Source organism: Marinovum sedimenti (assembly GCF_054052205.1).
Genome location: NZ_CM133223.1, coordinates 1,836,159 through 1,853,842, shown reverse-complemented (window position 1 = coordinate 1,853,842; position 17,684 = coordinate 1,836,159). Strand labels below are relative to the sequence as shown.

The following is a 17,684-nucleotide window of genomic DNA, read 5'->3' as shown; positions in this document are numbered from 1 at the left end:
AGCCGCGGCTGCCTTTGTTTTTAGTCGGAAATCGCACCTTCTTCGTCACGGCGCTGGTGCATCTTGGCCTTGACCCGTGCGCCGAAAATCAGCGGCAGGATAAAGCCGATGATCGCAATCGCCCACAGACCGATGGACAGCGGGCTGTCGATCAGCGTGGTCCAGTCGCCGTTGTCGATGGTCACAGCACGGCGCAGGTTGTTCTCCATCGCGTTGCCCAAAAGGGTGCCAAGGATGATCGGCACAAGTGGCACATCGAACTTGCGCAAAATCCAGCCCAGCACGCCAAACCCGATCATCACCATCAGGTCAAAGCTAGAGCCAGAAATGCCGTAGATGCCGACAAAGCTGACCATCGCCACCACCGGCATCAGGATGCGCGACGGCACCATCAGCACGCGGGTGAACAGGCCCACCATCGGGATGTTCATCGCCAGCAGCATGAAGTTGGCAATAAACAGCGCCGCGATCAGGCCCCAAACCACATCCGGGTTTTGGGTGAACAGCAGCGGGCCGGGGGTGATGTTGAGCGCGAGCAGGACCGCAAGCAGAACTGCCGTGGTGCCAGACCCCGGCACACCTAGCGCCAGCATCGGCACAAGCGCGCCACCGGCGGCGGCGTTGTTGCCTGCCTCGGGCGCGGCGACGCCACGCGGATCACCGGTGCCAAAGGTGTTGTCTTTGTCCACCAGCTTCTTCTCGAAGGAATACGAGATGAACGAACCCAGCGATGCGCCCGCACCGGGCAGAACCCCGGCAAGGAAGCCGAGAAACGAGGTACGCAGCATGGTCGGGATACATTGCTTGATCATCGACCAAGGCGGATAAAGCTTGCCGATCTTGAGCTTGCTGGCGTCGGTGTCCGAGCCGCTGTGACGGTTTTCGAGGAAGATAAACACCTCGGACAGGGCGAACAGACCAACGATGGCAACAAGGAAATCGATGCCGTCATACAGGTGCACTTCGCCGTAGGTAAAGCGCGGCACGCCCGTTTGGGTGTCAACGCCGATGGTGGCAAGGCCAAGGCCAAGCGCGGCGGCAAAGGCCGATTTCGCCTGGTTGGTCGAGGACACGCCGCCCAGCGTCATGAACGCCAGCGCAAAGAGCGCGAAATACTCGGCCGGGCCGAACAACAAAGCGATCTTGACGAGCTGCGGGGCCAGCAGGATCAGCCCCCATGTGGCAAAGAACGCGCCGACAAAGGACGCGATGCCCGACAGCGACAGTGCTTCGCCCGCAAGGCCCTTTTTGGCCATCGGGTGGCCATCAAGGCAGGTCATCATCGCCGGTTCATCGCCGGGAATGTTCAGCAGGATCGACGATATTCGCCCGCCATACATCGCGCCGTAATAGACGCTGGTCAGCAGGATAAGCGAGGGCGTCGGGCCAAGGCCCAGCGTGAACGCCAGCGGAATAAGGATGGCAACGCCGTTTGAAGGCCCAAGACCGGGCAGCGCGCCCATGATCGTGCCCAGAAAGCAGCCCAGCAGGGCAAGCCCGAGGTTCTGCCATGTGATCGCGATGGCAAAACCATCGCCAAGTGATGCAAGTGTTTCCATGTTCTTCCCTCAGAAGCCGAACGGACCGCGGGCCAGCGACAGCCCCAGAACCAGATGGAAAATAACGTAGATCCCGATCGAGGTGCCGATGCCAACGGCCACGGCCTCAACCGGGCCGGACCCCAGACGCCACGCCAGATAGGCAGCGGCAAATGCGGTGGCAAAGACAAAGCCAGCGACCGGCAGGAACTCGGCATACAGCAGCATGACGACCACGGCGGCGAACACCTCGGCCAGTTTGCCAAGTGCGGGCCAATTCGGTTCGGGATCGGGGCGCAGGGCGATGATCAGGCTCGACACGCCAAGGATGGTTGCGATGATCAGGGGGAAGGCCTTGGGGCCAACGGCGTCCGACAGGAAGCTCTCTTCGATTGCAAAAGCAGAGATTGCGAAAACAATGGCGAGCAGAATGCCGACAGCCCCGAAGATGCGATCACTCATCGGTATCTCCAATATTCGGGATATGGGTTGAAAAAAAGGGTGCCGCGATTGCCCGCGGCACCCGAAGTAGCGCCCGAAAAGGCGGCTTACTTGATGATGCCGATTTCTTTCGAGATCGACTGGATCTTGGCGACGGATTCACCAACAAAGGCTTGGAACGCATCACCTTGCAGGTCAAGCGGGGCCAGACCGTTGGCGGCCATCACGTCTTTCCATGCGTCCGAGGCATAGAGATCGGCGATTTTGCTGACCCATGCGTCATAAGCTTCGTCGGACATGCCGCCCGGTGCGTAGAACCCGCGCCAGTTGGCACCGATGGCGTCAACGCCTTGCTCTTTTGCGGTCGGGAAGTCAGCGAATTCGCCGGGCAGACGGTCGGGTGCGAGCACCGCGATCACCTTGACGTCGCCGCTGTCAACAAAGCCTTTGGCTTCGGAAATGTCACCGGTGAAAGCTTGGACAGAGCCCGCCAGAAGCTGGGTCACAGCCTCGCCGCCACCATCAAACGCGATGTATTTCACCGAACGCACGTCATCGATGCCATAAGCGTTGGCCGCGATCAGCACCTTGAGGTGATCCCAGCCACCAACAGCCGAGCCACCAGCGACCGAAATCGACGTCGGGTCGTTTTTGATCTGGTCAAGCAGTTGCGGCAGGGTGTCGATTTCGCTGTCGGCGGCTACAGCGATCACGCCATAATCCGCGCCGATCGAAGCAACCCAGCGCACTTGGTCCATCGTGTTGCCCGGATAAGCGCCCTGCGCCAGACGGGTGGATGTGGCCGAGCTGGCCGCGACAATCAGGTTGTCGGCGTCGTTACGCTTGTTGACAACTTCGGCAAAGGCCACGCCACCGCCGCCACCGGCGAGGTTGACGACCTGCATGGTGCTGTCGATCAGACCCTGATCCTGAAGCGACTTACCCACCTGACGGCAGGTGAAATCCCAACCGCCGCCGGGGTTGGCCGGTGCGATACATTCGGGGTTGTCCTGCGCCGAGGCCGCGAAAGCGGACAGCGACAGGGCGACAGCGGCAATTGCGCCGTGAGTTACGAAAAATTTCATGTGTTCCTCCTCAGTTCATTTCCGGCACGCTCCCGAGCGCCGGCAGTGCCCGTGGGAATCGGTTCTTGCGCCTCTTCCCTGCGGATGGCCGATGTGTAACGAATAGACCTGTCACGAACCTGTCATCTGGTCGGACAAGCGGAGAGAGCCGAAAAATGCGCGTGCTGATGGTCGAAGACACCGATGATCTGGCCGAGGGGGTGATGGCCCATCTCGCCCGCTCTGGCGTGGTGTGTGACCTCGCGCCCTGCCTTGCGGATGCGCGCGATTGCATGGCGGTCCAACGGTATGACGCGCTGATCCTTGATATCAACCTGCCCGATGGTTCGGGCCTGACGCTGCTGCGCGAGATGCGGCGCGAGACGGACCGGACGCCTGTGCTGATGCTAACGGCGCTGACCTCGGTCGATGACCGGGTGGCGGCGCTGGATCAGGGGGCGGATGATTACCTTGGCAAACCGTTCGACCAGCGCGAGCTTGAGGCGCGCTTGCGGGCGTTGATCCGGCGCGAGGCGGACCGCAAGGAAGAGCAGATCACGCTTGGCTCGCTGGTGTTCGCGCCCAAGGACGGCAGCGCGATGCTGAACGGCAAACCGCTTAATCTGGCGCGGCGCGAGGCGGCGTTGCTGCACATGCTGATCCGCCATCCGGGGCAATACCTGTCCAAGACGCGGCTCTACGATTCGCTTTACGGCTTTGATGACGCAGATGTTGGGGTGAATGCGATCGAGCTGTACATCGCCCGATTGCGCAAGAAATTCGCTGGCAGCGATGTGGCGATCACCACCCAGCGCGGCGTGGGCTATCGGATCCATCACGATGGTTAAGCTGCACGCCCCGCGCAGCCTTGCCGCGCGCGTTTTGGGGGCGGTGCTGGCGATCCTGCTGCTGGGCGGTGTTTTGGTGGCCGGATCGACCTGGTGGAACGGGCAACAGGCGGCGCGGCAGGCCTATGACCGCATTCTTCTGGGCGCGGCCAATGACATCGCGGAATCGATCCGCATTCAGGACGGCGCGCCGATTGTCGATCTGCCGGTCTCGGCGTTCGAGCTTTTGGCGCAGGCGCCCGATGACCGGATTTACTATTCTGTGCGCGGGCCGAATGGCGATTTTGTCACCGGCTTTGACCTGCAAACCAAGATCGACGCCCCCCGGCGCAGCAACGTCGGCGCGGTTTATTTCGATGACACTTTGCAAGGCGAGCCGGCGCGGTTTGTCCGCGTGGCGCGGCGGTTTGTGGAGCGTGAATTTTCGGGGCCGGTCGAGGTGATCGTTGGCCAGACCCTGCGCGCGCGAAAGGCGCTGACCTCGGATCTGATGCTGGACGCTTTGCTGCCGATGGCGGTGGCTGGGCTGGCGCTGATGCTGATTTCCTGGGGGGTGATCCGCACCGCGCTGCGCCCCTTGGATGCGATCACCGACAACCTTGCCAGCCGCGATCCCTATGACCTGACGCCGATCACCACCGAGCGTTTGCCGCATGAATTGCAGGTGATGCTGGGGGCGATGAACCGGTTTATGGGGCGGCTGGATGGGCAGGTGAACGCGATGCGCAATCTGATTTCCGACACCGCGCACCAGTTGCGCACCCCGGTTGCCGCAATCCGGGTGCAGGCTGAAATGGCGGTGTCCGAACCCGACGAAGGCCCACGGCAACGCGCGCTCGACCGGCTGTCCTTGCGCACCCGCTCGCTTGGGACGCTGCTGGACCAACTGCTTAGTCGCGCGCTTGTGGTCCACCGCAATGACAGCGCGCCGCGGGTGCCGGTGGACCTGCGCGAAGTGGCTTTGGAGATCATGGAGCGCGACGAACACGCGCTGCTTGCCCCCGGTGTCGAGCTGCGGCTTGAGATTGGGGATGCACCGGTGATGGTGCTGGCGGATGCCTTTTCGCTGGGCGAGGCGGCGCGCAATCTGCTGGGCAATGCGCTGCGTCACGGCACGCCGCCGGTGGCCCTTGGGGCCGACAGGCGCGGCGACCGGGCGATCCTTTGGGTGCGCGATGCCGGTCCTGGACCCGCGCCCGAGGTGCTGGCGCGACTGGGGGAGCGGTTCAATCGCAATGCCGGCTCGCATGAAACCAGCACCGGGATTGGGCTGTCGATTGTCAATTCCGTCGCCACCGCCTTTGGTGGCGCGGTCGAGATGCAGCCCGAAGAGGCGGGGTTTCTGGCCGCGCTTGTCTTGCCCTTGGCGGAGGATGCCAAATGATCTTGCGTCTGCTTGTTTTGAGCTGTCTTGCCCTCGCCGCGCTGCCCGCCGCTGCGCAAGAGGCCACCGCGCGGTTTGGCGCTGGCCCTACCGATTTTCTGCTGCGCTCCACCACCGATATCTCGATCATTCGCCCGGTGATCGCGCGGTTTTCCGAGCGGAATGAAGACCTTACCATCACCTATGAGCAATGGGGGTCAAACGCGCTGTTTGCCCAAAGCCGCGCCGAGTGTCAGGGCGAGGCCCGTCAGGCCGACGCGGTGTTTTCCTCGGCGATCCAACAGATGGTCTGGCTGGTCAACGCCGCCTGCGCCTTTCCGCATCGCTCGCCCGCGACGCAGGGTTTGCCCGCCACACGGCGCTGGCGCGATGAGCTTTGGGGCATCACAACTGAGCCTGCGGTCATCGCCTATAACACCCGTTTGCTGGATGGCAGCGAGGTGCCGCGCAGCCGCTTTGCGCTGCTGGATGCGCTGCGGGCCAAGCCCGAACTGTACCGCGAAAAGATTGCGACTTACGATATTGCGGAGTCCGGGTTGGGCTATCTTTTTGCCTATAGCGACAGTCTTGAGGCAACGACGTTTGGTGCCTTGCTCGAAGGGTTTGCGCGGGTCGATGCCGTGGCAACCTGTTGTTCCGCCGAGATTATTGCGGGCGTGGCCGAGGGGCGATACCTTATCGCTTACAATGTGCTTGGGTCCTATGTGGCCAATGCCGCCGCGCCCGAGGTGGGCACAATTTTGCCGGAGGATTACACCCTCGTCTTGTCGCGCGCTTACATGATCCCGCGTGGGGCGCGCCAGAAAGAGGCGGCTGCGGCTTTGCTCGATTTCCTGCTCACGCCAGAAGCGCAGACCCTGTTGGCGCAGGCCGGATTGGTGACAGAGATGTCGCCGATTGACACCGGTCTTGCCCCAAGTGCGCGCCGGTCCATCCCGCTGTCGCCGGCGCTTTTGGTGGCGTTGGACGCCAATCGGCGGGCGTTACTGCTCAACTTCTGGCGCGAGACGTTTCAGGCGGGCGAGGGGCGCTAGCACCGCAGCGCGCCGGGTGAGGGCAGTTGCGATTGGCGCGAAATCTTTGCATTCATGATGCGGAACTATTTGAAGAAAGGCCTCTGGATGGAGAGCTATGCTGATGGGCAACCTGTGGCTTGTCGGGGCCTGACCTGATGGCGCGCAAAGTGGATATCGACGGGCTTGCCATCGAAGCACTTGCCTTGCTCGACCAGCCGGGGCGGCGGTTTGTGGCCATCGCAGGCGCGCCCGGATCGGGGAAAAGCACAACGGTCGAGTGGCTGTTGGAGCGCATCGAACAGAGCCATCCGGGGCAGGCCGCGATCCTGCCAATGGACGGATTTCACTATGACGACGCCGTGCTGCACCAGATGGGCCGACACCCGTGGAAAGGCGCGCCGGATACGTTTGATGTTGGCGGGCTGGCCTCGGTTCTGGAGCGTTTGGCGACGACGCAAGACAGCGTTGCGGTGCCGGTGTTCGACCGTGACCTGGAGATTTCGCGCGGCTCGGCGCGGCTGATCGGGCCGGACGCGCGGTTGATCTTGTGTGAGGGCAATTACCTGCTGCTGAACCGCGCGCCTTGGGATGCGCTGGCCGACAGGTTTGATTTGACCGCGATGATCGAGGTGGCAGAGCCGGTGCTGGCCGCGCGCCTGCGCGCCCGGTGGGTGCACTACGCCCTGACTGACGCGCAGATCCATCAGAAGCTGGAGCATAACGATCTGCCCAACTGGCGCTGTGTGCGCGATGAAAGCCGTGCGGCCGATGTGACGCTGGTGCAATAGGGGGCGGCTTTGCGGGGCGGGGGCTTTGGCGCGAGTTCGAAACGACAAAGGGTCGGCGCAGTTGCCTGCACCGACCCCTTAAAGTCATTCAGTCGAAGCGATTAGCCTTCGTATTCGGGCTGTGCTTCGAGCGAGTCTTCGGTCGCATCGATGTACACCCGGAAGTCACCACCGCCATCGGCACGCTGAATGTTCAGCTCGTCGAAGGTCACGGCAACCTGATGCTCGCCCAGACCAAGGAAACCACCGATGTCGAGGATAACGCGCTCAACTTTGCCGTCGTCGCTCAGGATCAGTTCGGAAACTTCACCAACGTCTTCGTCGTTCACACCGTAAACGCGCGCGCCGGTCAGGTTTTCCGAGGTCATTTCTTCGAGCTCAGCAGCAACAAAGCCGTCACGGGTCACATCGGGGCGCATCAGCATTTCGCGCTCCATGTTGCCCATGTTGGCGTCATGGTCTTTCGCCATCTTGTCGTCGGCCATTTTGTCTTTCGCCATATCGTCGGTTTTCACAACGTCGACGTCCTGGGCAACGGTTTCAGTCGTCGCGTCGGTTTTGGCAACGACGTCGGACTCAACTTCAACTTCGGTTTCCATTTCGGCCTTGTCGGCGTCCATGTCCATGTTGTTGCGTTCAAAGATTTCGGCGTCTTCGAGCATCTGACGCGATGCGTTCACAACGAGGAAGTATTCGCCTTCGTCATCTTCGTCCGCGACAAACTTCAGCTGGTCCATCGAGATGGTGACGTCTTTTTCACCAATGCCGAGGAAGCCGCCGATGCCGACGATCACAGCGTTGACCTTGCCATCGCGGCTCAGGATCACTTCGTTCACTTCACCGATGTCATCCCAGCCGTCGTCGATGTCGACAACTTCGTCGCCGGTTTCGTTTTCGGTGGCGTAGATCCGCGAGCCGATCAGCTCGGATGCATAGATGTTTGTGGCTGAGTCAAACTCGAAGTTTGGCATCACGCCAACGTGGCTGGCGGCGTATGCTCCGCTGCTCATGACCAGGGCGATTGCGGCGGTTGAAAGAAACTTTTTCATCGTAAACTCCTCACTTGTTTCGAACGTCCATTTCAAGACGTGATGTACTGTACTAACGAGCGATCAAAGGAATGGTTCCGCGAATTCGCTCATTTTTTTATTTTATTTTACAGGTGCTTGCTGGTTTTCTCCTGTTGCGGGGGATTCACGAGTGCCAAGAAAGTTCCCAAAAGAATTCCAGCCTTCCAGGTTGTCACAGATGGCTTTGAACACCATCAGGATCGGCACCGCTGTCAGGGCACCGGCGACCCCCCAAAGCCAAGTCCAAAGGATCACCGAGAGGAAGACGGAAACCGTGTTCATCTCCATGTTTCGGCCCAGAATAAGGGGTGTCAGGATTTGGCCTTCGAGGGAGGTCAGCGCGAAGTAGGTGGCGGGAACCAACATGGCGTAGGGCAGGCTGTCGAAGGTGATGATGGCGAAACCGGCAATCATCGCCGAGCCGACCATCGCGCCCAAAAACGGCAGGAAGTTCAGCGCAAAGGCGAAGGCACCCCAGACGTAAGGGTAGGGCACGCCAAGCGCCCACATCGCCAGTCCGACCGCCACGCCCAAGATCGCATTGATCACGGTGATCGACAGCAAATACCGCGAGATGCCGCGTTCGATGCTGTGCAGAATGTGCAGCGTGCGCTTTTTGTCGGTCAGGCGGGGGTAGAGGTCGATCAGCTTGGAATAGAACAGATCGCCCGAGGCCAGCATCAACATCGCGAGGATCAGCCCGACAACCAAAGAGGTGCCAAAGCTGGCAAGGCTGCCGATGGTGGCTTTGAGAAGACCGGGCTGTTGCACCACAACGGTTTGCGATTTCTCGCCGCTTGGGGTCGCCATCTTTTCCATCTCTTCCGAGGCGCTTTGCACGGATTCAACGGATTGGATGATCGAGGAGAGGCGGGATTTAAGCTGGCGCGAAATCTCGGGTGCGTCATCGATCCATGAGCCGATAACGCCGCCAAGGATGTAGGTGGCAAAAACGCCGGCCACAGCAATCGCCAGAACCAAAGCAACCGCCGTCAGGGGCGGGGCAATTCCGGCACGACGGGCCGCCCGGACAACCGGGCTCATCGTCAGAGTCAGCAACACACCCAGCACGACCGGCAGGATGAGATCCTTGGCATAGTAGATGGAGCTGAATGCGATCAGAAGAAAGATGCAGTTGAGCAATATCCGGATGCGGCGCAGTTCATTCTGCATACTTTTTCCCCCAAAAAGCCAGGGCGGCCGGCGATGTGCCGGCCGCCACCACAGCGTCAGTGGCGCGAGAGCCAATCGTCGACTTCACGCTCTGCTTCTTCACGGCTCTTGCCGTAGGCTTCCTGAATTTGGCCTTCCAGCTTCTTGCGGTCGCCCGCGGCTTGGTCGAGCTGGTCGTTGGTCAGTTCGCCCCATTGTTTCTGGGCGCTGCCTTTGAATTGTTCCCACTTACCTTCGATTTGATCCCAGTTCATGATCATCGTCTCCCTAGTTAAAACACAATTGATGAACGCGAGGTTCAGGCCATCAACACCAGCGATCCCGAAATGGTTCCTCAAAGTTTTGCGCTCTAAAAATATAGGTTTTCAGGCGGAACCAAACCGGTGTTCAGGCGTTTGTCGACGCATCGGATGGCAACTGATCACATGCATTTGCCTGACCTGAAACGTATTGGAGGCCAGCGCAGTGACCGAAATGACAGACCATGGCCGCAAAGCGCGCACGCCTCTTGGGATACCGGCCAAGGGCTGGAAAGACATCGCATTTCGCGTCAAGGATGAGGTCGGCGACGACCGTATCGGGCTGATTGCCGCCGGCATCGCCTTTTACGCGCTTCTGGCGATTTTCCCGGCCGTGACAGCGCTTGTTGCCATTGGCGGGCTGATCATGGAGCCGTCGACGATTGTCGATCAACTCTCTGCCGTCACCGGATTTCTGCCGCAAGAGGCGGCGGCAATCATCATCGACCAAGCCACCGAGGTTGCCGGCAGTGAAGAGGGCGGATTGGGCCTCGCGGCGTTCTTTGGCCTTGGGTTGGCGATGTATTCGGCGTCCAAGGGGATGAGCAGTTTGATCCAGGGTCTGAACGTGGCTTATGACGAAGACGAAAAGCGCGGCTTCCTGTTCTTGCAGCTGCAAAACATCGGTTTGACGGCGTTGTTGGTCATCGGGCTTCTGATCGGGCTGATGGCAACCTTGGCCTTGCCGACCGTTCTCGCGTTGTTCAACTTTGGGTTCCTCACCGAAATTCTGGTCTCTGTTGGGTCATTGATCATTCTGATGGGCCTCACGCTGATGGGCCTGGCGCTGATCTATCGCTTCGGCCCCTCGCGCGCCGATGCAAAGTGGCGCTGGGTTTCGCCCGGTGCGCTTATCGCCGGGATCGGCTGGCTGGTGGCGTCGGCGGGGTTTGCGATCTACGTCGGCAACTTTGGCTCGTACAACGAAAGCTTTGGTGCGCTGGCCGGTGTGATCGTCATGCTGACATGGCTTTGGATGTCGTCGTTCATCATTCTGCTCGGGGCGGAAATCAACGGCGAGATCGAAGCGCAGACCAAGATCGACACAACAACCGGCGCGGCGCAACCGATGGGCGAGCGCGGCGCAACCAAGGCTGATAATCTTGGCGAAACTGCGGGTTGACCGGGGCTTGAGGGCGTTTTTAACGCAAAGTTGAGCGAGTTATTGCCAACAAAAGCTATTTAACGTTTCTTTGCGGCTGTGTAGTTTGTACTGGTTGTCGCTCTTTGCATAAAAATAGGTTTTAGGAGCCCGCTGGTGAACCCTACTCCGCACCCCAGGCAACATGAACGCCTGGCCGCCCTCGAGAGTTATAAAATACTTGATACCGAGCGCGACCCGACCTTTGATGAGATTGTCGAGCTGGCTGCGCGTATCTGTGACGCTCCGATCTCAGTGATCAACCTGATCGACGACAAGCGGCAGTGGTTCAAGGCCGAGGTCGGGCTGGGTGTGCGCGAGACGCCGCTTGAGACTTCGCTATGTGCGCATGTCATTCTGCAGGACGAATTTGTCGAGATAAACGACACGCTGACCGACCCGCGTTTTTCCGACAATCCGCTGTGTCTCGATGACGATGGGTTGCGGTTTTACGCCGGGGCGCAGTTGATCGACCCCAACGGTCTGCCGATTGGCACGCTTTGTGTGCTCGACCGATCCAAGCGGACCTTGACCGATCTTCAACGTCAGGCGCTGCGGGTGTTGTCCAAGCAGGTGATGAACCAGTTGGAACTGCGCCGCTCGCTTGAGCAGCAGTGTATTCTGCGCCAGGAAATCGACCACAGGGTGAAGAATTCGCTGCAAACGGTGTCGTCGGTGATCGGGCTTTACGCCCGCAGTCTTAAAAATGACGAAGCGGTTGCGACCCTGCATAAGGTCAAGGCGCAGGTCGAGTCGATCAGCGCGCTGCACGCCGAGCTTCAGGCCTCGAGCAACGCTTCGACCGTTGATTTGCAACGCTTTCTTGGCCGCGTCTGCGAATTGTTGCAGGGCAGTGCGCCCGGCAATGTTGAAGTGCATTGCGATCTTGAGCGGTTGGATGTCACCTCGGCCAAGGCCAACGCGCTTGGCATTATTGCCAATGAATTTGTCGCCAATGCCATCAAACACGGGTTTCCCGAAGGCCACAAAGGCAAGGTGCGCATCAAGGTCGAAGAGTTGGGTGACGGCGTGTATCAGATGACCTGTACCGACAACGGTCTGGGCTCTGCGATCCAGCCCAGCGCCCCCAGCCGCGCCGATTCAATTGGCAAAATGATCATGCAGTCGGCGGCGATGCAGATTGAAGGCGAGCTGAGTATCGAATTCACCACGAATGGTACGTCGATGACGTTGGTGTTCAAGAATGACTAGGGGCCGATGACGGCTTAGGCCAGGCTGCGGAAGTGTTCATGTGGCACGTCGAGCATCCAGCGGACGGCGTTTGAAACCGGTTCAAACGCCACCTCTGCCCCCAGCATGGACCGCGCGAGAGAGGTGAGCACGGTGTGCCCGAAGCCGGCGCTTTTGGTTTGCGCCTCGAACTTGATACCGGATTCCAGCCATTCAAACCGAAGCCGCGGCGCACCGCCTTCGGTGTGCACCTGCCACGTCACATCAATCACGCCAGACTCGCCGCGAAGCGCGCCATATTTGGCGGAATTGGTCGCCAATTCATGCAGAGACATGCCGATGGTCTGCACCGCTTGCGGCAGCAATTCGACCGAAGGGCCACCAATCCGCACGCTTTGCCCGATGTGATGGACAAACGGCGACAGATGCCGATTCACCAGCTTGTCGAGGCCAACCGTTGTCCAATTGCCCTGCACCAGTAAATCGGTGGTGTCGGACAGTGCGCTGATGCGGTTGCCGAATTTCTCGTTGAACTCTTCCATCGTGGTGGCATTGCGCGCGGTCTGGCGCTGGATCGAAGAGACGATGGCCAGCATGTTCTTGGCGCGGTGGATCACCTCTTTGGTGATGATGTCGCGGGCCTCTTCGGCGCGGCGCAATTCGGTGACATCGCGGTGGATGTTGGAGATGGCGATGATCTCGCCGCTGGCCGCACGGATCGGCGCACACGTCACCCAAACCATCCGCTCGGTGCCATCTTTGCCAACCCGCGTTGCCTCAAAGCTTTTCAGCGTGCCGGCGATGATTTCGTCGCGATAGTCGGAGACGCGCTTGGGCCATCCTTCGGGATACAGGATCTCGAGCGACCGGCCGATCACCTCTTTGTCGGTGTATTTATACAGGCTGCGGGCGGCCGGGTTCCACGTCAGAATTTTGCCATCAAGATCATAGGTCAGGATCGCGTCCCGCGTGGTCGCGACCAGCGCCGACAGCACGCCCTCATCCAGGCTGGCGCGTTCGATATCTTCGATTTCGCGGTGACGCGCGGTGATATTGCGATGCTGAATCAACAGCGCGTGCGCGCCGCCCCAGGGCATTCGGGCGGCTGTCAATTCAAACCAGCGTTTCTCGGTGATGCTGTCACAGGGATATTCGCAGCGAAATTCGCCGCCGTCGCGCAGCAGCTTTTGCAGTCCTTGATTGACGACCGGGGCCTCGGCAGTGCAATCGCCCGTCGCGGTGCCGCAAATCGTGAAATAGTTCGAGCCGACGTAAAAAGAGTCGGTGTCGCCGCCATTGTCGGCGCAGAACTTTTGCCAAGCGGTATTGGCGGCAAGGACCACGCCGTTGTGGTCGACAAGGACAACCTCATCGGCCATCGCCTCGATCAGACCGCGGCCCATATCGCCAAGCCCATCCGAGTGCGGCGTTCTGGGCAGCGTCGTGCTGGCAGCGTCGTCGATCATATCTGCCAGTCACCTCCTGCAATCAGTCTGTTAATTTACATACGCCATATGGCCCGTCAAACAGCAAATACCCCATTGATCGGCGCCATGGGCAGCAATTTGCATTAAAAGTTAATTTTACGGGAACTTTACTTAGGGCCCGGTGTTTGCTCTCTGGAAGCGCTCTTTTGCGTCCGTCACGTCTGAACTCTTCCATTTACTGCGCCCGGTCCTTTTATCCCCAGGCCACCTCGCTTGCCGGGCGCAGTAACCTCTCCCCCTCTGTAAACCTGCCTCGCAATACCCCGCTGTGCACCTGCGCAACATGTCGCTCAGATGACACGGAGTTTACCTGTGGCGGGACCGCAGGAGGAACCTTTGGCAGTGCAAGGCGTTGATATCCCAGAGACCCGGCCAGCACGTGGCCCCGGTCAGAGCCCGTCTCATGCAGAAAGGATATTCCCATGCTCCACTGGGCACTCGTCTTCCTCGTTGTCGCCATCATTGCCGCGGTTTTTGGTTTCGGCGGCATCGCCTCCGCATCGGCAGGTATTGCGCAGATCCTGTTCTTTATCTTTCTCGCGCTGTTCGTCGTGGCGCTTATCATGCGCGCCATGCGGCAATAACCTGATGCCACTTAAGCTCAGAATGTAAAAATGCCGGGCCTAAAACCCGGCATTTTACGCTTTAGAAGTGACGTGGGGTCAAACCTTGAGCGGTTCGGTCGACGAGAAGAACATCGCTTGACTGACGGCCGATCTGACTTGCTCTTCCTTGTAGGGTTTCGAGATCAGGAAAGCCGGTTCAGGGCGTTCGCCGGTCAAAAGACGCTCGGGGAAGGCGGTGATGAAGATCACCGGAACATCGCCAAGGCTTGGCAGCAGGTCGTTGACCGCATCGATGCCCGAGGAATTGTCGGCAAGCTGGATGTCCGCGAGGATAAGGTCAGGACGCTCGGCGTTGCCCATCTCAACAGCGGCGGCGCGGGTGCGAGCAATGCCAACAACCTGGTGGCCAACGTCGGACACGATGCTTTCGATATCCATCGCGATAACGGCTTCGTCTTCGATGATCATCACCCGGCCCGAGACACTGCGCGCCATTTCTTCGTGGGCGATTTGCAGCAGGTGGTTCACCTCATCGGTGTCGGTCTGCATGATCTGCGCGACTTCGGTGCGGTCAAAATCTTCGACCGTGTGCAACAAAAGCGCCTCGCGGGTGTTTTCGGTCAGGCGGGCAAGGTGCTTTTGCGCCTTGGCACGCAGGCCGGTCTCGTCGCGGTCAACAGGGGCACCGGTGCTTGACCAGATCGAATGGAACGCGCTGAAAAGCGACACCTTGACCGATTTATCCGCAGTCAGGATCGAACGGTCCTGAAGGATCGCTTCGAGCGTGGCAATTGCATACTGATCGCCGCCGCTTTGTGATCCGGTCAACGCCCGGGCATACCGGCGCAGATACGGAAGACACGCGCCGATCTGATCCGAAACCTGTTGTTGTGTTGCTGTCGCGTCCATTTTTTGTGGCCCTTGTTTGAAAAAGTTCGGAACTAAACGCACAGTACCGTAGTTTGGTTCCAAGACGCAGTATAGAGTGCCAAAAGAATTGCGCAGAGGCTAGATATGTCGAAATACAGTAAAGAAGATCCGCGGGACGCCGCTGCGATGATCGATGACAACTTGAGAAAAGTATATAACGAGCTGGCCAGCGAAGAGCTGCCGGACCGTTTCAAAGACTTGCTATCCAAGCTTCAATCCTCCGGCGGGGAAGCGGAGATAGCAGAATGACCGCGAAAAATCCACGTGATGAGCTGGTAGAGCATCTACCGGCGCTAAGGGCATTCGCGATAAGTCTTGCCCGCAACAGCGCCACAGCTGACGACATGGTACAAGATACCATCGTTAAAGCGTGGTCCAATATCGATAAATTCGAAGTGGGCACCAACCTGCGTGCTTGGCTTTTCACGATATTGCGCAACAATTTCTATTCGAGCCGTCGCAAAGCAAACCGTGAGGTTTCCGATGTCGACGGTATTTTTGCGGGCCGCGTCGCCGAGAAGCCGGCGCATGACGGACGCTTGCAGATGCAGGAATTCCGCCGCGCTCTGGACATGTTGATCGACGAACAGCGTGAGGCTTTGATCCTCGTGGGGGCCTCTGGGTTCACCTATGAAGAAGCCGCCGACATGTGCGGCGTCGCCGTTGGAACGATCAAAAGCCGCGTCAATCGTGGCCGGGTGAAGCTTGCCGAATTGCTGCACCTCGAGAAGGGCGAAGACCCCGCAGGGATGACGGACAGCGCGACACTCGCGGTTGTGGCCGCAGGTGGCAGCACGCCTTTCTGATGAAATTACACGGCTCAGACGCTCCTTGGTATCGCAGCCTTGCGGTTCAGACGTTCATTTTCCTCTCGATCGCTTTGTTGCCGATCGGGTTGATCTCGGTCTGGCAAACCCGCGAAGTCACCGAAGAGGCACGCGCCTTTTCGGCCCTGTCGTTGCGGTCATCGACCGAGCGGGCGGTGCTGAATGAGCGTGGCATTGTGCAGGGGGCGTTGGGCGCGGCGGGTGCCTTTGCCGGGATGTCGAGCCAGTTCGTGAACAACCGCAACCTGTGCCAATCGCAGCTGAACCGATACGTCAGCGGCAATGACCGGGTCAGTGAGGCGTCCTTTGTGCTCGCCTCGGGGGAAACTTTGTGTTCCGCCTCGGGCCGCACGCCCGATTTGGCCGGCACATACGCGATGGAGCAGATGTCGCTGGTGGCCAAGCCGACGGCCTATATGGCGATGGGCGGGGCCGAGAGCGACACCCCGGAAATCCGGGTTGCGCACCCGGTCCTGTCGGACTCGACCAACGGCTATATCGTCATCACGCTGATCCACATCGCGCCGGTGCTGGACATCAAATCCCAGGGCCCACGGTTTCTTGGCGCTGTCACATCGGACGTGCGCGGCAATATCTATACCTCTCCTGCCCAGCGTGAGAGCCTGGCAAACGAACTGCCGCGCGACGGCTTTCTTGCCAGCTTCAAGCCAGAAGAACCGGTGTTTCGCGCGACCAACGGACTTGGGGCCACACGCACCTATTCCGTGGCGGCCATCGTTCCCGACGCGCTTTATGCGGTTGTGATCTGGGATCATGGCGGTGGCGGCGCGAGCACGTTGGGCCTTCGGGTGTCTCCCATTCTGTTCCCGGTCCTGATGTGGCTGGCCAGCCTTGCCGTGGCGATGTTTGCGATGAACCGTCTGGTGATGCATCACGTGCGCGATCTTGGCCAACGGATGCGGCGCTTTGGCCGCGACCGCGATCTGCGGGTGTCTAAATCGACACGGCAGATGTCGTCCGAGCTTATGGAGATCAAGGCCGAATTCGAGTCGATGGCGCACGGCATCCTGCATGACGAAGCCAAATTGCTCGACACGGTGCGCTCTAAAAACGTGTTGATCAAAGAGGTGCATCACCGTGTCAAAAATAACCTGCAACTGATCACCTCGATCATGAGCATCCAGATGCGCCAGACGGAAAACCCGGAAACCCGCGAAGTTGTTGGCCGGCTGCAAGATCGGGTGCTTGGCCTCGCGACGATCCACGAAAACCTTTATCAAATGCGCGAAAGCGGGCGGGTGGATGCCTCTAAGCTGTTGCACGAAATCGTTGATAACAGCCGCATTCTGGCCTCTGGCCAGGTCAATCCAGTCACCCACCGCGTGCATCTTGATCCGCTGGTGCTCTACCCCGATCAGGCCGCGCCTTTGTCGCTGTTGATGTCGGAACTGATGCGCAACGCGCTTGAGTTCAATGTGCCCGATGCCGAAGGGGCCAGCTGGATCGACGTATCGCTAGAGATCGACGGCATGGTGTGTACGCTGGTTGTGGCGAACTCCTGTAGGGTTGAAGCGGCAAAGCAGTATGAACACGGCGTCGGTGCCAATCTGATCCGCGCCTTCGCCGCGCAGGTCGGCGGCGAGCTGGTGGTCGATGCAGAGCCGGACCGCTATGTTGTCAAAGTCACGTTTGAGGCGACTGACTTCATTCAGCAGGGCACGGATTACTAACGGCCCTGTCCGCCCGGCGGTGCTCCCAGCGTATGGCTCACCGGCCATGTGTTGCGGCGCAAGACGGCCTCTCCCGCTTTTATACCGTCCTTGATTGGCCCGGGTCGTTGGCTCCCTTGGCTATCGCTCGTGCCACACCCACCAGCCCGACGCACCGCTTTCACGCCGCTCAGGTCACGATGGTTGCGCCGATTTGGCGTGCTCTGGTGGGTGGGTCACGCAAGGTAGAT

General features: G+C 59.7%; 18 protein-coding genes. 10 read left to right on the top strand and 8 right to left on the bottom strand.

Annotated elements, in window-relative coordinates:
- Window positions 1-20: 20 nt before the first annotated feature.
- From ACW9UO_RS08990 to ACW9UO_RS08980, 3 genes are all read right to left on the bottom strand, one after another.
- Window positions 21-1,559: a tripartite tricarboxylate transporter permease gene (locus ACW9UO_RS08990; RefSeq protein WP_457085483.1), complete on the bottom strand. Its 1,539-nt coding sequence runs from the start codon at window positions 1,557-1,559 to the stop codon at window positions 21-23.
- Window positions 1,560-1,568: 9 nt separating this feature from the next.
- Window positions 1,569-2,000, bottom strand: coding sequence for a tripartite tricarboxylate transporter TctB family protein (locus ACW9UO_RS08985; RefSeq protein ID WP_457085482.1), 432 nt, complete (start codon window positions 1,998-2,000; stop codon window positions 1,569-1,571).
- Window positions 2,001-2,086: 86 nt separating this feature from the next.
- Window positions 2,087-3,064 carry a Bug family tripartite tricarboxylate transporter substrate binding protein gene (locus ACW9UO_RS08980; RefSeq protein ID WP_457085481.1) on the bottom strand — a complete coding sequence of 326 codons (978 nt, stop codon included), beginning with the start codon at window positions 3,062-3,064 and terminating at the stop codon, window positions 2,087-2,089.
- Between the two features lie 155 nt (window positions 3,065-3,219).
- Between ACW9UO_RS08980 and ACW9UO_RS08975 the strand changes: the two genes are divergently transcribed.
- The 4 genes from ACW9UO_RS08975 to ACW9UO_RS08960 all read left to right on the top strand — a co-directional run bounded on the left by ACW9UO_RS08975 (window position 3,220) and on the right by ACW9UO_RS08960 (window position 7,079).
- A complete protein-coding gene (locus ACW9UO_RS08975; RefSeq protein WP_457085480.1) occupies window positions 3,220-3,891 on the top strand; it encodes a response regulator transcription factor in 672 nt (223 codons plus the stop codon).
- The gene (locus ACW9UO_RS08970; protein WP_457085479.1) at window positions 3,884-5,275 is read left to right on the top strand and encodes a sensor histidine kinase; all 1,392 of its coding nucleotides are present in this window, start codon (window positions 3,884-3,886) and stop codon (window positions 5,273-5,275) included. Before ACW9UO_RS08975 ends, ACW9UO_RS08970 begins: the two co-directional genes overlap by 8 nt.
- The gene (locus tag ACW9UO_RS08965) at window positions 5,272-6,309 is read left to right on the top strand and encodes an ABC transporter substrate-binding protein (RefSeq protein ID WP_457085478.1); all 1,038 of its coding nucleotides are present in this window, start codon (window positions 5,272-5,274) and stop codon (window positions 6,307-6,309) included. Before ACW9UO_RS08970 ends, ACW9UO_RS08965 begins: the two co-directional genes overlap by 4 nt.
- Before the next feature lie 137 nt (window positions 6,310-6,446).
- Window positions 6,447-7,079: a nucleoside/nucleotide kinase family protein gene (locus ACW9UO_RS08960; RefSeq protein WP_457085477.1), complete on the top strand. Its 633-nt coding sequence runs from the start codon at window positions 6,447-6,449 to the stop codon at window positions 7,077-7,079.
- 101 nt (window positions 7,080-7,180) lie between these two features.
- Here ACW9UO_RS08960 and ACW9UO_RS08955 read toward each other — a convergent pair whose 3' ends face one another.
- The 3 genes from ACW9UO_RS08955 to ACW9UO_RS08945 form a co-directional block, all read right to left on the bottom strand.
- Window positions 7,181-8,128 carry a PRC-barrel domain-containing protein gene (locus ACW9UO_RS08955; protein WP_457085476.1) on the bottom strand — a complete coding sequence of 316 codons (948 nt, stop codon included), beginning with the start codon at window positions 8,126-8,128 and terminating at the stop codon, window positions 7,181-7,183.
- Between the two features lie 102 nt (window positions 8,129-8,230).
- Window positions 8,231-9,322, bottom strand: coding sequence for an AI-2E family transporter (locus ACW9UO_RS08950; RefSeq protein WP_457085475.1), 1,092 nt, complete (start codon window positions 9,320-9,322; stop codon window positions 8,231-8,233).
- Between the two features lie 56 nt (window positions 9,323-9,378).
- Window positions 9,379-9,576: a CsbD family protein gene (locus ACW9UO_RS08945; RefSeq protein ID WP_457085474.1), complete on the bottom strand. Its 198-nt coding sequence runs from the start codon at window positions 9,574-9,576 to the stop codon at window positions 9,379-9,381.
- Between the two features lie 220 nt (window positions 9,577-9,796).
- On the opposite strand from ACW9UO_RS08945, the gene ACW9UO_RS08940 reads away from it, so the two are divergent.
- The gene (locus ACW9UO_RS08940; RefSeq protein ID WP_457088627.1) at window positions 9,797-10,744 is read left to right on the top strand and encodes a YihY/virulence factor BrkB family protein; all 948 of its coding nucleotides are present in this window, start codon (window positions 9,797-9,799) and stop codon (window positions 10,742-10,744) included.
- Window positions 10,745-10,879: 135 nt separating this feature from the next.
- Entirely contained in the window at window positions 10,880-11,974 is a 1,095-nt protein-coding gene (locus tag ACW9UO_RS08935) for a histidine kinase dimerization/phosphoacceptor domain -containing protein (protein ID WP_457085473.1), read from the top strand.
- A gap of 14 nt (window positions 11,975-11,988) precedes the next feature.
- On the opposite strand, the gene ACW9UO_RS08930 is transcribed toward ACW9UO_RS08935, so the two are convergent.
- Window positions 11,989-13,419, bottom strand: coding sequence for a sensor histidine kinase (locus ACW9UO_RS08930; protein ID WP_457085472.1), 1,431 nt, complete (start codon window positions 13,417-13,419; stop codon window positions 11,989-11,991).
- Between the two features lie 443 nt (window positions 13,420-13,862).
- Here ACW9UO_RS08930 and ACW9UO_RS08925 point away from each other — a divergent pair, with 443 nt between their 5' ends.
- Window positions 13,863-14,024 (top strand): DUF1328 domain-containing protein, encoded by a 162-nt coding sequence (locus ACW9UO_RS08925; protein ID WP_457085471.1) that lies wholly within the window; start codon window positions 13,863-13,865, stop codon window positions 14,022-14,024.
- 78 nt (window positions 14,025-14,102) lie between these two features.
- Here ACW9UO_RS08925 and ACW9UO_RS08920 read toward each other — a convergent pair whose 3' ends face one another.
- On the bottom strand, window positions 14,103-14,915 hold the full coding sequence (locus tag ACW9UO_RS08920) for a response regulator (RefSeq protein WP_457085470.1): 813 nt from the start codon (window positions 14,913-14,915) through the stop codon (window positions 14,103-14,105).
- Window positions 14,916-15,020: 105 nt separating this feature from the next.
- Between ACW9UO_RS08920 and ACW9UO_RS08915 the strand changes: the two genes are divergently transcribed.
- From ACW9UO_RS08915 to ACW9UO_RS08905, 3 genes are read left to right on the top strand one after another with little or no spacing between them, the layout of a single operon-like run.
- Window positions 15,021-15,185 (top strand): NepR family anti-sigma factor, encoded by a 165-nt coding sequence (locus ACW9UO_RS08915; protein WP_457085469.1) that lies wholly within the window; start codon window positions 15,021-15,023, stop codon window positions 15,183-15,185.
- Window positions 15,182-15,742 carry an RNA polymerase sigma factor gene (locus ACW9UO_RS08910; protein WP_457085468.1) on the top strand — a complete coding sequence of 187 codons (561 nt, stop codon included), beginning with the start codon at window positions 15,182-15,184 and terminating at the stop codon, window positions 15,740-15,742. The genes ACW9UO_RS08915 and ACW9UO_RS08910 overlap by 4 nt, the downstream gene beginning before the upstream one ends.
- Window positions 15,742-17,454 carry a sensor histidine kinase gene (locus ACW9UO_RS08905; RefSeq protein WP_457085467.1) on the top strand — a complete coding sequence of 571 codons (1,713 nt, stop codon included), beginning with the start codon at window positions 15,742-15,744 and terminating at the stop codon, window positions 17,452-17,454. The genes ACW9UO_RS08910 and ACW9UO_RS08905 overlap by 1 nt, the downstream gene beginning before the upstream one ends.
- Window positions 17,455-17,684: the final 230 nt, after the last annotated feature.